The organism is Bacteroides mediterraneensis (assembly GCF_900128455.1).
In the GTDB taxonomy this organism is placed as follows: Bacteria; Bacteroidota; Bacteroidia; order Bacteroidales; family Bacteroidaceae; genus Phocaeicola; species Phocaeicola mediterraneensis.
In genome coordinates, this window is sequence record NZ_LT635783.1 from 1,530,662 (window position 1) to 1,546,227 (window position 15,566).

11 protein-coding genes are annotated in these 15,566 nt (G+C 49.2%); 6 read left to right on the forward strand and 5 right to left on the reverse strand.

Features of this window, described 5'->3' with window-relative positions:
- Nucleotides 1-105 precede the first annotated feature (105 nt).
- Nucleotides 106-1,179 (forward strand): carboxymuconolactone decarboxylase family protein, encoded by a 1,074-nt coding sequence (locus tag BQ7480_RS06060; RefSeq protein ID WP_394332620.1) that lies wholly within the window; start codon nucleotides 106-108, stop codon nucleotides 1,177-1,179.
- A gap of 55 nt (nucleotides 1,180-1,234) precedes the next feature.
- Here BQ7480_RS06060 and ispE read toward each other — a convergent pair whose 3' ends face one another.
- Nucleotides 1,235-2,059, reverse strand: a complete 825-nt coding sequence (ispE, locus tag BQ7480_RS06065) for a 4-(cytidine 5'-diphospho)-2-C-methyl-D-erythritol kinase (RefSeq protein ID WP_072542141.1) — start codon at nucleotides 2,057-2,059, stop codon at nucleotides 1,235-1,237.
- 110 nt (nucleotides 2,060-2,169) lie between these two features.
- Between ispE and dnaB the strand changes: the two genes are divergently transcribed.
- Nucleotides 2,170-3,732 carry a replicative DNA helicase gene (dnaB, locus tag BQ7480_RS06070; RefSeq protein ID WP_072542142.1) on the forward strand — a complete coding sequence of 521 codons (1,563 nt, stop codon included), beginning with the start codon at nucleotides 2,170-2,172 and terminating at the stop codon, nucleotides 3,730-3,732.
- Nucleotides 3,733-3,808: 76 nt separating this feature from the next.
- Here the strand turns inward: dnaB and BQ7480_RS06075 are convergent, their stop codons facing one another.
- Nucleotides 3,809-5,632: an alpha-L-fucosidase gene (locus BQ7480_RS06075; protein WP_083581876.1), complete on the reverse strand. Its 1,824-nt coding sequence runs from the start codon at nucleotides 5,630-5,632 to the stop codon at nucleotides 3,809-3,811.
- Between the two features lie 370 nt (nucleotides 5,633-6,002).
- On the opposite strand from BQ7480_RS06075, the gene pheT reads away from it, so the two are divergent.
- The 3 genes from pheT to BQ7480_RS06095 all read left to right on the forward strand — a co-directional run bounded on the left by pheT (nucleotide 6,003) and on the right by BQ7480_RS06095 (nucleotide 9,805).
- On the forward strand, nucleotides 6,003-8,465 hold the full coding sequence (gene pheT / locus BQ7480_RS06080; RefSeq protein WP_072542144.1) for a phenylalanine--tRNA ligase subunit beta: 2,463 nt from the start codon (nucleotides 6,003-6,005) through the stop codon (nucleotides 8,463-8,465).
- A 280-nt stretch (nucleotides 8,466-8,745) separates the two neighbouring features.
- The gene (locus BQ7480_RS06090; RefSeq protein WP_022353817.1) at nucleotides 8,746-9,483 is read left to right on the forward strand and encodes a YebC/PmpR family DNA-binding transcriptional regulator; all 738 of its coding nucleotides are present in this window, start codon (nucleotides 8,746-8,748) and stop codon (nucleotides 9,481-9,483) included.
- 79 nt (nucleotides 9,484-9,562) lie between these two features.
- Nucleotides 9,563-9,805, forward strand: a complete 243-nt coding sequence (locus tag BQ7480_RS06095) for a TIGR03905 family TSCPD domain-containing protein (RefSeq protein ID WP_072542146.1) — start codon at nucleotides 9,563-9,565, stop codon at nucleotides 9,803-9,805.
- A 9-nt stretch (nucleotides 9,806-9,814) separates the two neighbouring features.
- Here the strand turns inward: BQ7480_RS06095 and BQ7480_RS06100 are convergent, their stop codons facing one another.
- Together BQ7480_RS06100 and BQ7480_RS06105 are read right to left on the reverse strand one after the other, a co-directional pair.
- Nucleotides 9,815-11,152: a DUF3667 domain-containing protein gene (locus tag BQ7480_RS06100; RefSeq protein ID WP_072542147.1), complete on the reverse strand. Its 1,338-nt coding sequence runs from the start codon at nucleotides 11,150-11,152 to the stop codon at nucleotides 9,815-9,817.
- Between the two features lie 220 nt (nucleotides 11,153-11,372).
- Nucleotides 11,373-12,074: a Crp/Fnr family transcriptional regulator gene (locus BQ7480_RS06105; protein WP_022353820.1), complete on the reverse strand. Its 702-nt coding sequence runs from the start codon at nucleotides 12,072-12,074 to the stop codon at nucleotides 11,373-11,375.
- Between the two features lie 117 nt (nucleotides 12,075-12,191).
- On the opposite strand from BQ7480_RS06105, the gene BQ7480_RS06110 reads away from it, so the two are divergent.
- Nucleotides 12,192-14,381: a DUF5686 family protein gene (locus BQ7480_RS06110; RefSeq protein ID WP_072542148.1), complete on the forward strand. Its 2,190-nt coding sequence runs from the start codon at nucleotides 12,192-12,194 to the stop codon at nucleotides 14,379-14,381.
- 8 nt (nucleotides 14,382-14,389) lie between these two features.
- Here BQ7480_RS06110 and lysA read toward each other — a convergent pair whose 3' ends face one another.
- Nucleotides 14,390-15,550, reverse strand: coding sequence for a diaminopimelate decarboxylase (gene lysA / locus BQ7480_RS06115; protein WP_072542149.1), 1,161 nt, complete (start codon nucleotides 15,548-15,550; stop codon nucleotides 14,390-14,392).
- Between the last annotated feature and the right edge of the window lie 16 nt (nucleotides 15,551-15,566).

Sequence of the window (15,566 nt, forward strand, 5' to 3'; positions counted from 1 at the left end):
GATAAATAACCGAAAATACAGTATATGAGAAAAGTAATCAGTATCATAATAGCCTTCGTGCTGGCAAGTAGCTTGTCCATGATGGCACAAACAATAAACCATAGTATGAATAGAATAGAAGTATGCAAGCAGAATTACCACACGCTGTTCGGCAGGAAAGCCTTGACCGGACAGGGTACTGACCCGGAAATGATGGATATTTTGCAGAAGTTTATCTTCGGTGAGGTATTTCAAACGGGCAACCTTACCTTGAAACAGCGTGAAATGATTACCTGCATCACCCTTGCTACCATGCAGACACTTCCGCAATTGAAAGCCCATGCAGGGGCGGCACTTAATGTCGGAGTCACTCCTGAAGAGCTGCGAGAGGTGATGTATCTCACTGCGCCTTTCATCGGTTTCCCTAAAATGCTGAATGCCGTGGCTACGGTAAATGAAGTGTTTCAGGAGCGGGGCATCTCATTGCCGTTGGAAAAGCAAGGCACGGTGACGGAGGAAACCCGTCATGCGACGGGCAAGGTCATTCAGGACCGGCTCTATCCCGGCGGCATCGCTTCGGTGATGGAAGGATTGCCCGGTGATATGGGCAAGCAGGTGGAGCAATTCCTCACGGATTATTTCTTTGGCGAAATATACAGCCGGGGCGCCATCGATTTGCCGACACGCGAATTGCTGGGCTACTGTGTGCTGACAACTTTGGAAGCCGAAAGTCAGCTTCGTTCGCACTATCACGGCAATCTCAACGTGGGCAACACGCCCGAAACACTGACTGCTGCCGTCATCCAGTGTCTGCCGTATATCGGTTTCCCGGCGGCCATCAAGGCGTTGCGCATCATCAAGGAAGAATATTCCCGGCCGGTTCCTGCTGAAAACAACCTGGTGCGCCTGTCAAAGATTTCTGTGGACCCGACCCAGTTGGAGGCCTACAATGCTTTCCTGAAGGAAGAAATTGAAGCTTCCATGCGCTTGGAACCGGGTGTATTGGCACTCTATGCCACTGCCGAGAAAGAAGCACCGCACAAAGTGACCATCCTCGAAATCTATGCCGACCGTGCGGCCTACGACAACCATTTGAAAACATCCCATTTTCAGAAATACAAGCAAGGGACACTTTCAATGGTGAAAGAATTGGAACTGGTGGATGTGAAACCCCTGATGCCGGGATTGAAAATCAAATGACGTGATTGGAATAATGGATTTTGCTTCGTATAGTATAAGAGAAAACCGGACTTTATCAGTCCAGTTCTCTCTGACGGCAGAAGCAGCCGCCGAATTTTTCGTCCACGTTTTCTACCGGCTGGCGGAAGATGCCGTACACCGAGGAGCCGGAACCACTCATGCTGGCGAACACGGCACCCAGGTCGTACAGTTCGTCCTTGATAGCGGCAATTTCCGGGTATTGCAGGAAAACGCTGTCTTCAAAATCATTCTTCATGTTGTCTTTCCATGTTTCTACCGGCTGGCGGGCGATGTCCTTCAAGGAAACCTCTGGCTTGTGGGGAGTGATATGGGCAAAGGCTTCGCGGGTGGATACGAAAATGTCCGGTTTCACCAGCACGAGGTAACAGCCTGAAAGCGACAGGCGGATGGGCTCAAAAACGTTGCCGATGCCAGTGGCAAAGACCGGTTGGTTGCGGATAAAGAAGGCACAGTCGGCACCCAGACGGGCGGCGTAAGCTTCCATTTCTTCCAGACTCAGGTTCAGGCGGAATTTCTCGTTCAGCAGCTTGATCATGAAAGCGCAGTCGGACGAACCGCCTCCCAGTCCCGCACCCGTAGGGATGTGCTTGAACAGGTGGATGTCGATGGGCGGCATCTCATGGTCTTTCTTCAACAGCTCGTAGGCTTTCACTACCAGGTTGTCTTCCGGAGCTCCTTCAAGGGCAGTTCCTTTTACGTGGAGGGTATAAGGAGTGTCGTCTTTTTCTCTTCGCGTCACCTCCAGTGCGTCTTGCAGGTGGATGGGATAGAAAATGGTTTCCAGGTTGTGGTAACCGTCGGCGCGTTTTTCAACAATATTCAGGCCAAGATTTATTTTGGCATTGGGAAAGGTAATCATAGTGTCGTTTGTTTTGTATGTTTTTTGTTGCTCAAATATACACGAAAGTTTTTAGAAAAACGGGATTCACGGAAAAAATCGTATCTTTGCCCCACTTAAATAAAAGACAAATGGCAGAACCGAGAAGAAATACACGTGTGGCGAAAACGGCTAAGACCAAGCCGATGGATGAGTATGGACATCTGCAGCCGCAGGCTCCTGAACTGGAGGAAGCGGTGCTGGGTGCGCTGATGATTGAAAAGGATGCGTATTCGCTGGTGAGCGAGATTCTTCGTCCGGAGTCGTTCTACGAGCACCGGCACCAGCTGATTTATGCGGCCATCACCGATCTGGCCATCCAGCAGAAACCGATTGATATCCTGACCGTGACCGAACAGTTGCGCTCGCGCGGCGATTTGGAAGAGGTGGGCGGACCGTTTTATATCACGCAGCTGAGTGGTAAGGTGGCGTCGTCGGCCCACATTGAATACCATGCCCGTATCATTGCCCAGAAGTTTCTGGCGCGTGAACTGATTTCTTTCACAAGCAGCATACAGACCAAGGCGTTCGACGAGACGCAGGATGTGGACGACCTGATGCAGGAGGCCGAAGGAAAGCTCTTCGAAATTTCCCAGCAGAACATGAAGAAGGATTACACGCAGATTAATCCGGTCATTCAGGAGGCCTACGAGATGTTGCAGAAGGCAGCGGCCCGTACCGACGGTCTGAGTGGACTTTCGAGTGGTTTCCATCAGTTGGACAAGATGACTTCTGGCTGGCAGAATTCCGACCTGATTATCATTGCGGCCCGTCCGGCCATGGGTAAGACGGCGTTCGTGCTTTCCATGGCGAAGAACATGGCGGTGAACAATAAGGTGCCGGTAGCGTTGTTCTCGCTTGAAATGAGCAACGTGCAGCTGGTGAACCGTCTGATTGTAAACGTCTGTGAGATTCCGGGTGAGAAAATCAAGAGCGGTCAGCTGGCACCTTACGAGTGGGGACAGCTTGACTACAAAATCAAGGAATTGTATGATGCTCCGTTGTATGTGGACGATACGCCGTCATTGTCTGTATTCGAATTGCGGACCAAGGCGCGCCGTCTGGTGCGTGAGCACGGGGTGAAGATTATCATCATCGACTACCTTCAGCTGATGAATGCCAGCGGAATGTCGTTCGGCAGCCGTCAGGAAGAGGTCAGCACCATCTCGCGTTCGTTGAAGGGACTGGCCAAGGAACTGAATATTCCGATTGTGGCCCTGAGCCAGTTGAACCGTGGCGTGGAGAATCGTGAAGGTATCGACGGAAAACGTCCACAGCTGAGTGACCTGCGTGAGTCGGGTGCCATCGAGCAGGATGCCGATATGGTGTGCTTTATCCACCGTCCGGAATATTATAAGATTTATACCGACGAGAAGGGAAACGATTTGCACGGCATGGCCGAAATCATCATTGCCAAGCATCGTAACGGTGCGGTGGGCGATGTGCTGCTGCGCTTCCGCGGCGAGTATGCCCGTTTCCAGAATCCGGACGACGATATGATTGTACCGATGCCGGGTGAGGAGAAGCCAGCTCCAGTACTCCGTTCGAAGATGAACGCCGGTGGGGGACAGGATTTCGTGCCGCCTCCACCCACTGATTTGCCTCCGATGCCCGATAATCCGTTTGGTGCTCCAGTGCCGGATGTTCCGTTTTAAGGCCGAATTAAAATACTACAGGCGGCTCGCTTTGATGCGGGCCGCCTGTGATGTCTCTATACGGGTTGTTTCAGAATTACTGTGCAACGGTCACTCCGAATTCCTCCAGTTCTACCGTAGCGGTAGTGGCATCGGGAGTCGTAGCTTCCAGTTTGATGAACCGGACAGATTCTGCCTGCGGAAGGGTTACGGTCTGCGGCAACGGATTGTGCATGATGTTACTGAACTCTCCGCGGCTGATTAGTTCCTTCCATTTCTTTCCATCGGGACTCACATAGAACTTATAGCGGAAGGCCATGGTCGGTTTGGCTTCTGCGTTCAGAGGGGCATAGGTAAAGGCCTTGAGGGTAACGGTCTTTCCTAAGTCGATGGTCAGCGGGGAAGCCGACAGCTTCTTCCAAGAGTCTCTGGACAGGTTGTTCCAGTTGGCTGCGCTTCCTTGTTCAGCCAACGGCTGGGCGTAGTAAGCCGCCACTTGCTGGATGTGCGCGTTCAGTCGGCTCTGGTGGATGGTGACTTTCAAGGAATCGGTCACGGTATCAGGAAAACGTACCATGCGCTTGTAGCCCACGGTGGTTCCTTTTCCCAAAAGCTTCCAGTTGCCGTTGTCCCAGGCTTCGAGGGTGAAGTCTTCCACTCGTTGTCCTTTAGAGATGTCTTCTTGCAGCATCACCACGTTGATAGGGGTTTGGCTTTTTACGGCATAGGTGCGTGCAGCTCCCTGCGGGGCTTCCCACGGCTGGTCTCCCCGAAGCACTTTGTTGTCTTTGAACGTTTCCTGGCGATAAGCGGCAAATTCTTTCAGACGGGCTACGTCGGCCTCATGAATCCGTCCCCGGCGGTCGGGAGGAATGTTCAGCAGGAGGACAGAGTTGTAGCCTACCGACTGGAAATAGATGTCCGACAGTTGCTTCAGACTTTTTACCTTGTCATTTTCTGTTTCATGCCAGAACCATCCCGGACGGATGGATACATCGACTTCCGACGGATACCAGAAGAGTTCCGTGGCATCTTTCAGCATTTCGCGGCTACCCAGGTCCTTGGCTTGGCTGTACACTTTCAGGCGGGCATTGTTTGCTTCCGAGCGGGCATAAATTCCCGGAGTCAGTACCGTGGCGCTCCATTCGGTTTCGCGTCCAAGGCCTTTTTCGTTGCCGACCCAGCGTACGTCGTCGCCCATGATGGCCATGACGGCTTTGGGTTGCAAGCGCTGAATGGTCTTGTAGAAGGCATCCCAGTCGTAGGTTTGTTTTTTCCCGTTGGGGCCTTCTCCGTTCGCGCCGTCAAACCAAACTTCGTGTACTTCTCCGTAGTTAGTCAGCAGTTCGGTCAGCTGTTCGATGAAGAATTTGTTGTAGGCAGGAGAATCGCCATAGCAGCTGGCGTTCCGATCCCATGGTGACAGGTAGACACCAAATTTCATGTCATATTTGGTACAGGCATCGCGAAGTTCCTTGACCACATCGCCTTTCCCGTTTTTCCAAGGAGAAGACGCTACGGAGTGAGTGGTGGTCTTGGTAGGCCACAGGCAGAACCCGTCGTGGTGCTTGGCGGTGAGCAATACCATCTTGAAACCGGCTTCTTTCAGGGTCTTCACCCATTGTTCGGCATCCAGGTCGGTGGGGTTGAACAGTGCCGGGTCTTCCGAGCCGTCGCCCCATTCCCTGTCGGTAAACGTGTTGATGCCGAAGTGCAGGAAGGCCGTCAGCTCCATTTGTTGCCAGGCCAACTGCTGAGGCGTAGGAACCAGACGGGCCGCCATGGATACTTTTTGCTCCATGGTTTCATTGCCAGAAAAAGGCAGGTGCTTCACGAAATAGGCCGTGTCTTGCTGTGCCTGCATTCCTATGGGGAGGGAAAGCAGTGCGCATGCCGCGAGAATTTGAGGTAGTTTTTTCATAATGAGATTGTTTTCAGAGTGTGATTTCATTTCATAATAGGGAAAATATCACAGAATTTGATTCAATGGAACGTTCCCCGAATGTTTTATTGGGGTAAAAATAATATAACTTGCTCAATTTTCAGTGATTTCGGTCGATAAAAACGCTGTTTGATAAGATTTTTTTTCTTTAAGAAAAGTGGGGTGGGGGAGATTATGAGAAAATAAGGATTGAATTTTCTATATTTTGACATCGGAAACTCTACTATTTGATTTTCTAATTCGCTAACATTCAGTCTAATTTCATGCAATCTGCGGATTTTATTAGAATATTCCATCTAATTTTTATAACTTTGCGCATCATTCTTAGGAAATTATAAATAACAACGATATGAATATCTCTTATAACTGGCTGAAAGAATACGTCGACTTCGACCTAACCCCGGACGAAGTGGCAGCCGCATTGACTTCCATCGGTCTGGAGACTGGGGGAGTGGAAGAAGTTCAAACCATCAAGGGGGGATTGGAAGGCCTTGTGGTAGGCGAGGTGCTGACTTGCGAACCGCATCCCAATTCCGACCACATGCATATTACCACCGTCAACTTGGGACAGGGAGAGCCTATCCAGATTGTCTGCGGAGCGGCTAACGTGGCTGCCGGACAGAAGGTTATCGTAGCCACACTGGGTACGAAGCTGTACGACGGCGACCAGTGCTTTACCATCAAGAAGTCTAAACTCCGTGGTGTGGAGTCAAACGGTATGATTTGTGCCGAAGATGAAATCGGCGTGGGCACAAGCCACGAAGGTATCATCGTATTGCCGGACGATGTGGTTCCGGGTACACCTGCCAAGGATTACTATAACATCAAGAGTGAATATGTGCTCGAAGTGGACATCACTCCGAACCGTGCCGATGCCTGCTCACACTACGGTGTGGCGCGCGACTTGTATGCATGGCTTATCCAGAACGGACACAAGGCTACATTGAAGCGTCCGTCGGTCGATGCTTTCAAGGTGGATAACCACGACATGAACATCGATATCGTGGTGGAAAATACGGAGGCTTGCCCGCGTTATGCAGGAGTCGCCATCAAGGGTGTCACCGTGAAGGAAAGTCCGGAATGGTTGCAGAACAAGCTCCGTCTGATTGGGGTGCGTCCGATTAATAACATTGTCGATATTACCAACTACATTCTGCATGCCTACGGTCAGCCGATGCACTGCTTCGATGCCGATAAGATTAAGGGTGGCAAGATTGTAGTGAAGACTTGTGCCGAAGGAACTCCGTTCGTGACACTGGACGAAGTGGAACGCAAGCTGTCTGACAAGGACCTGATGATTTGCAACACGGAAGAGCCGATGTGTATTGCCGGCGTATTTGGCGGACTGGATTCAGGTACGACGGAAACGACTACGGACGTGTTCTTGGAAAGCGCTTATTTCCATCCGACTTGGGTGCGCAAGACGGCGCGTCGTCACGGTTTGAGCACGGATTCTTCTTTCCGTTTTGAACGTGGTATCGACCCGAACATTACGATTTATGCCTTGAAGGAAGCTGCGCTGCTGGTGAAGGAACTGGCGGGAGGAGAAATCGCTTCTGAAATCAAGGACAACTATCCGCATCCGATTGCTGATTTCCCGGTAGAGCTTTCTTACGGCTATGTCAACTCACTGGTGGGTAAGGTGATTCCGGTAGAAACCGTGAAGAACATCGTTACCAGTCTGGAGATGAAGGTTGTGAACGAAACGGCAGAAGGTCTTTCGTTGCTGGTTCCTCCTTATCGGGTGGATGTACAGCGTCCGTGCGACGTGGTAGAAGATATTCTCCGTATTTATGGATATAATAATGTGGAAATCCCCACTACGCTGAAGTCCAGCTTGAGCGTGAAGGGAGAAGTAGATAAGTCGGTGAAACTGCAGAACCTGGTCGGCGAACAGCTGGTGGGTTGTGGTTTCAACGAGATTCTGAACAACTCACTGACCGCTGCGGCTTATTATGACGGACTGGAAACGTTCAAGCCGGAAAACTTGGTGCGGGTGATGAATCCGTTGAGCAACGACTTGAACGTAATGCGTGCCACACTGCTTTTCGGCGGTTTGGAAAGCATCCAGCACAATGCCAACCGCAAGAATGCCGACTTGAAGTTCTTCGAGTTCGGTAACTGCTATCACTTCCATGCCGAGAAGAAGAATCCGGAAAAGGTACTGGCTGCCTATTCGGAAGAATTGCACATGGGCTTGTGGCTGACCGGAAAGCGGGTAAGCAACTCTTGGGCACATGCCGATGAAAATGCGTCTGTATATGAGCTGAAGGCTTATGTGCTGAATATCTTCCGTCGTCTGGGGGTAAACTTCGGAGGACTGGTATTCGGAAATCTTTCGGACGACATTTACTCGGTAGCTATTTCCGTACACACTCGTGGCGGTAAGTTGCTGGCTACCTTCGGTGTGGTTTGCAAGAAGATTCAGAAGGCGTTCGACATTGACCATGAAGTATATTATGCCGACTTGAACTGGAAGGAACTGATGAAGGCTATCAAGAACAATGTGGTAAGCTATAAGGAAATCTCCAAGTTCCCGGCTGTAAAACGTGACTTGGCTTTGCTGATTGACAAGAAGGTACAGTTTGCTGAAATCGAAAAGATTGCTTACGAAACCGACAAGAAGCTGCTGAAGTCTGTTGAATTGTTCGATGTGTACGAAGGCAAGAACCTGGAAGCCGGCAAGAAGAGCTATGCCGTAAGCTTTATGCTTCAGGATGAAAATGCCACACTGAACGACAAGCAGATTGACAAGTTCATGCAGAAGCTGATTGGCAACTTGCAGAACAAGCTGGGAGCTGTGCTTCGATAAGATAAAGCCCTGAATGATGCGTTACGATATTCAACCAGATTATCACCTGAAAGCTAAGCGGAGATGTCTGACGGCATTCTCCGTGGGCTTGGTGCTTGCGTTTCAGGCTGTAAGGGTCCTTTGGGATTTTTCGCTCAATGCGCCATGGAAGAATGGATTGGCCATTGTGGGTGGTTTGGGATGCTTACTGATTAGCGGAATAGGGTGCTGGAAATACTGGAAGCTCATTCAGCATAATAAAAAGAGAATTCATTAAAAATAAATTTAAAAATATCATCCAATGGGAAGAGCGTTTGAATATAGAAAAGCTACAAAATTGAAAAGATGGGGTCACATGGCGAAGACCTTCACTCGTCTGGGTAAACAAATTGCAATTGCAGTAAAAGCTGGTGGTCCGGAACCGGAAAACAACCCGGCTTTGCGTTCGGTAATCGCTACTTGTAAGCGTGAAAACATGCCGAAGGACAACATCGAACGTGCCATCAAGAATGCAATGGGTAAAGACCAGAGCGATTACAAGAGCATGACTTACGAAGGATACGGTCCTCACGGAATTGCCGTATTCGTAGACACTTTGACAGACAACACGACTCGTACGGTAGCCGACGTACGTTCCGTATTCAACAAATTTGGCGGTAACTTGGGTACTACCGGTTCACTGGCTTTCTTGTTTGACCACAAGTGTGTGTTCACTTTCAAGAAGAAAGACGGTATTGATATGGAAGAATTGATTCTGGACCTGATTGACTACAACGTAGAAGATGAATACGATGAAGATCCGGAAGAAGGTACCATCACTATCTACGGTGACCCGAAGAGCTATGCAGCCATCCAGAAGCACTTGGAAGAATGTGGCTTCGAAGATGTCGGTGGTGATTTCACTTACATCCCGAACGACCTGAAGGATGTGACTCCGGAACAGCGTGAGACAATCGACAAGATGGTAGAACGTCTGGAAGAATTCGACGATGTACAGACGGTTTACACGAACATGAAACCGGAAGAGGACGCAGAATAATTTTTCTCATTACATACATTACGGACGGAGTGCTTCATCAGGTACTCCGTTCTTTTTTATACGCAAAAAAGACAATAGCATGAAATACAGTTACAGAACGATGGGGACCTGCAGTTCCCAGATTGACGTGGAAGTGGAAAACGGAATTGTAAAGGACGTACATTTTACAGGCGGATGCAACGGCAACCTGCAAGGTATCTCTTCACTGGTAAAGGGGATGAAAGTGGATGACGTGATTGCACGCCTGGAAGGTATCCGTTGTGGGGGAAAGCCCACTTCCTGCCCCGACCAGCTTTGCAAGGCCCTGCGTGAGATACGCTGAGAGGCTTTCTTAAAACTCCTCCGAAAGTGAGGAAAGCAGCACGATGAGCAGGATACCGGCGATGACGAGGGCCAGGAACGTGAACAGGCTCAGTAAGCCCACGGTTTTGAGGAAGGTTCTGACCCAACCACGGTGGTACACGGTGTGCAGCGAAATGTAGGTATAGATAAACATGCCCACGAGGAAAACAGTCAGTGTGTAGAAGGGAATGTCTCCTCTGAAGGCATCCAGAAAGTTTTTCTCTGTCAGCAGGGGAATCAGCGGGATAGGCAACAGCATCAGGAATACGGTATTCAGATGGATGGCATGCACGAAATGCCACATGTAGGGATACCGTGATTTGCGGAACAGCCCTTGTAGAAGCCAGGCGAACAGCGGCAAAAGGAACATCATGTAGAGGGGTGTCCATTTGGACAAGCCTCCTATGAGTTGGTTGAGGAAAGACTCCCGGCGGAGTTGTTCAGCTTCATCGGGATTGTCTGAATTCCATTCGTATACGGGTGTGAGGGCGTTCCCAGCGGAGTCTGTTTGGAAGTGAAGAGCTGCTTGCATCGATTCCGAGCCGATTTCTTTTTCTTTCAGCAGACTGTCCAGTTGTGAGGTTTTCACTTTCTGGAGGTACAGAATGGTTTTCAGGTCTTTTTCCCGGAGGGTGCTTTCACGGAGACAAGAGTCGGCTACCAGCTTCGGCATCCGTACATAGGAAAGGGAGAAACGGTCGTCCAGGCGTTGTACTTGGAACAGTTCATCGGTTCGGGTGACTCCTCTTTCCTGAAGAGCCTGCACCAGTTCCGGACCCTGATACAGATAGACGCTGGTATCGGGGAGGGCAGCTTCGGAGTTGAGCTGTTGGACTACTTCGTCGTTGATGCTCAGAGACTCTACGGCCTGTAAGGCTTGGTTGGCCTTATCAGAAGCCAGCATGAAAAAGAGGGTGAAAAAGACCACGGAGATGCACATGTAAAGGCGGAAAGGATGCACGTAGGAATTGATTTTCCCGGCATTGAACTCGTTGGTCAGGAAGCCCGGGCGAGTGAACATGAGCCATAAGGTCTGCCAGATTTTACTGTCGAACTGGTAGACATTTTCAAAGTATTGCTTGAAATATTTCCAGAACGGCTGGTAGATGTCGAGAGCATATTGTCCGCAGCAGTGGCAGTACATCCCTTCCAGTTTGGTACCGCAGTTTTTACAATAGGTGTATCCGGGAACAGTCTTTTTGCGGATTCTCTGGAGGCGTTTCAGTTCGATGAGCCGCATAATCCGGCGTTTCCTTTCTGTAAGTTTTTGTCGCATCCGGGCGAGAAAGCCCGTCTTCTTTTGCGTTTCGTGTGTGGTATTTTTCATGTCGGTCTGATTGAGTAAGATGATATACTGATACAAAAATACGTTTGTAGAATGAATTCTGCAAGTTTTTGTGAAGAAGAGCTGTATTCGGAACTTGTTCCTTCTTCAAATGGTGGAAAGGCATAAAAAAACAGTTATATTGTTTCCTTCTGTATCAGATTGTTCTTGGGAAGCAATATAACTGCAAGGATACCTTGTAGAGGTATTGTGTGTGATGCGATTAACCAATCTTGCTGATTTTTTTCAGCTTTTCTTCATCGATGATTTTGATTTTTCGTCCGTCGATAATAATCAGTTTTTCGGCAGCAAAGTTTGATAGGGTACGAATGGCATTGGAAGTGGTCATGTTGGAAAGGTTGGCCAAGTCTTCTCTTGAAAGATAGATACTCAGCGTGCACTGGTCTTCTTCCACTCCGTAGGTCTCTTTCAGGAAAAGCAGAGATTCAGCCAGACGTCCGCGGATATGTTTCTGAGTCAGGTTGACGGTTCTTTCATCGGAGATACCCAAATCTTTCGATAGTTGTTTGATAAAGAACATGGCCAGTTCTGCATTCTCCATAATCAGTTGGACAATGACCGGCATTGGAATCAGACACATGGTACAAGGCTCAAAAGCGGCAGCTGCGGTCACAAAATTTTCTTCCGCGAAATACGCACGGTAAGCGAAATATTCTTTGTTCTTGATGACACGGATAATCTGGCTTCTTCCTCCCACACCGTCTTTGTAAATCTTGACTTTGCCGTTCAGCAGGCACATCAGATTCTCCGGAGTTTCCCCTTCACAGTAGATTGTTTCGTTTTTCTTGTATTTTTGAATTGTAAAATTTTGTGCGAGTAGTTCGCGTTGTTGCTGGGTTAATGGTTGCCATAAATCTGGTATACTTTCGGCAATCTCAGCTTCTGTTAATTCCTTTTTTACCATAAGTGTTCCAAAACCATGTTATTAAGCACAAAGATAGAAAGAAAAATTGAAAGAATATACTTTTTCCGGGTAAAAAATGCCTCTGGAATAGGGCTTTGTTATATATTTGCCTAAGTTATGCGAATAGGGAAAGCCTTTTATATGGTTTTGTGGGGACTATGGGCTTTGTGCCTGTTAGGTGGTATCCCACAGCGGGGAATGGCACGTGACAATATGCCGGCTCTTCCCTTGCGACCCATGGTGCCCGATTCCATTCTGGAATATATGTTTCAGTCTGCTTCCGTCTATTCGCACGAAGTGAAGGGATACAAGGCGGATTTGTATTTAAAAGGACATCTCACCGTTCACAAGCAGAACCGCATCATACGCTACGTCCCTTCTATGTTCCGCTTGGAGAAGGGAATAAAAGACTACGTGCATGAATCCATCAGCGACCTTCAGTACACGGCTCCTGGACTTATTGACCGGAAGGTGAGGGCCATATCTACTACTTTTCCCAGTTATAGCGGGCAGATATTCGATGTGATAGACTACATGAAGTTCAATATCTATTCACCATCGTTGATGGGAAACAAGCTGTTGTCGCCTTTGAATAAGAAGGCACAGGTGCATTATCGTTATCTGCTGGAAAGCGTGGAACCTCAGTTTGACGGGGAGCTTTACTGCATCCGGGTGATACCACGCTACCGGAGTACGCAACTGGTAGAGGGGACATTGTGGCTTTCCTCGGCCGACTGGACCATCCGGAGGATGGATCTGAAAGGGCGTTATGATTTGATTCACTTTCATCTGCACATGCAGATGGGAGAGGAGAAAGACACGAAATGTCTCCCGGTGCTGATGAATCTGGACCTGAATTTCAAGTTCCTGAAGAATCACCTGGAGATGAAATACACCGGATGGATGCGCTATTCTTCGGTGACGTTCCGGCAACCGGGAGAGGAGTGGATTGATAAAAAGACAAAGGACCATAATCTTTCCAACTCTTATACGCTGACTTGTGACACCAGTCGTCTGGTAGTAGAGCGGGATTCATTCAACCGTATCCGTCCGATTCCTTTGTCGTCGTATGAAGATTCGCTTTATCGGATGGCGGATGAACGGAGGCGTCAGCGGGAGGCAGATACCTTGAAGCCTCCACCTACGAAGTTCAAAAAGAACATGGTGTTCCTCGGGCAGATAGGGGATGCCTTGATCAGCAGTTACGACATCGACCTGTCGCGGGTGGGGAGTATCAACTGTTCTCCGATTATCAATCCGTTGCTGGTGAGTTACAGTCATCGGAACGGGATTTCGTACCGTCAGGTGTTCAAATACAACAAGCTGTTTCACGACGGACGGTTGCTGCGTATCGCCCCCCAGATTGGTTATAACTTCACCAAGAAAGAACTCTATGCCAAGGCAGACGTGGAATATTTCTATAATCCCCGGAAGTTGGGGTCCATTGAAGTACATGCCGGAAACGGTAACCGTATTTACAGTAGTGTGGTGCTCGATCAGCTGAAGGAAATGCCGGACAGTACGTTCTCGTTCGAAGGGCTGGAGCTGGACTATTTTAAGGATGTGTACGTCGATGTGTCGCACAACATTGAACTGTGCAACGGTTTGAAACTGGGTACGGGATTGGCCATGCACTGGCGGTATACCAAAAGCACGCCGGAAGTGGAGGCCCGTGTCCGTTCCCGTTACAACAGTTTTGCTCCCCGCATCCGCCTGGAATGGACGCCGGGGATGTATTACTATATGAATGGCAACCGAAAAATCAATGTGGGTTCATATTATCCCACCTTCATGCTGGACTATGAAAGAGGCCTCAAGTTGCTGACGAATTCAGGCACGTATGAGCGTATCGAATGTTCGGTGGAGCAGATTATCCGTCTGAAGAATGTACGTTCTATTGCTTACCATATCGGAGGTGGAATGTTTACAAACCAGTCGGATATGTACTTTGTGGATTACGTGCATTTTGCCAATCTGAATCTGCCGCAGGGCTGGAACGACGACATCGGAGGTACCTTCCAGATGCTGGACGGGCGTTGGTACAATGCATCCAGTCACTATTTGCGGGGAAACATGACCTTTGAGGCTCCCTTTATTCTCCTGTATCCGGTGTCCCGTCTGTTGTCTTTCATTCAGAAAGAACGAATTTATGCGGGCATTCTGTTTATGCCTCACCTGAATCCTTATTTGGAGTTTGGATACGGTTTCGCCACCCACCTTTTCGATGCCGGTGTGTTTATCGGAAATGAAAAAGGTAAATTTACCTCCGTGGGATGTAAATTTACCTTCGAACTATTCAATAAATAACCTACTCTTTACACCAGTTCATCCGATGTATAGCCTTTTGGCAGCGGGCGGCAGTTATAGCCTGAAGCCATGATTTCTCCGTAAGCTCCGGCCGAACGCAGGGCAATGAGGTCGCCACGGTGTACCTTGTTCAGGTCGATGGCCTTGCCGAACACGTCGGATGATTCACAGATAGGCCCTACCACGTCGTAAGTCTCTACCGCTTCTTCCGAAGTCAGGTTTTCAATCTTGTGGTAAGCCTGGTATAAAGCCGGGCGAATCAGGTCGGTCATACCCGCGTCTACGATGGCAAACTGCTTGTTTGTGCCTTGTTTCACGTAAGTCACTTTGGTGATGAGGCTTCCGCATTGTCCCACTACCGAGCGTCCTAGTTCAAAGTGAAGTGTCTGTTGCGGGCGCAGGCGCAGGTGCTTGTGATAGGTAGCGAAGTACTCGGCGAAGTCCGGAATCGGCTGGCGGTTAGGATGTGCATAGTCGATGCCCAGTCCGCCACCCACGTTGATGTGTTCCACGATAATCTGGCGGGCATACAGTTTCTCCTGCAGTTCGTTCACGCGGTTGCAGAGCGCCACGAAGTCGCCCATGTCAAGAATTTGTGAGCCGATGTGGAAATGCAGTCCCACGAACTTCACGTTTTTCATCTCCAGTGCCAGGTCGATGATGTGGTCCATGTCCTGCATGCTGATGCCGAATTTGTTTTCGGCCAGACCGGTAGTGATGTTGGCATGTGTATGTGCACCTACATCCGGGTTGATACGGAATGCTACGCGGGCAATCTTGTTCTTGGCCGCAGCCAGTTCATTGATGACCTCCAGTTCCGGAATGGACTCTACGTTGAAGCAGAAAATGTCATAATCCAGTCCCAGATTGATTTCCTTGTCAGTCTTTCCCACGCCGGCATAGACAATCTTGCTGGCCGGGAATCCGGCTTGGATGGCTGCCTGAATTTCACCGCCGCTCACACAGTCGGCTCCCAGTCCGCTTTCGCGGATGATACGCAGGATTTTGGGATTGGCATTGGCTTTTACGGCATAATGCACACAGAATTTATTATATTTTCCTGCTTCCTCCTTGATTTTGTCCAAGGTTTCACGCAGCAGGTTTGCGTCATAATAATAAAACGGGGTTTCAAGTTCCCTGAAACGTGTTATTGGAAAATTTGCTTTCATGTGAGTTTAGTTGTTT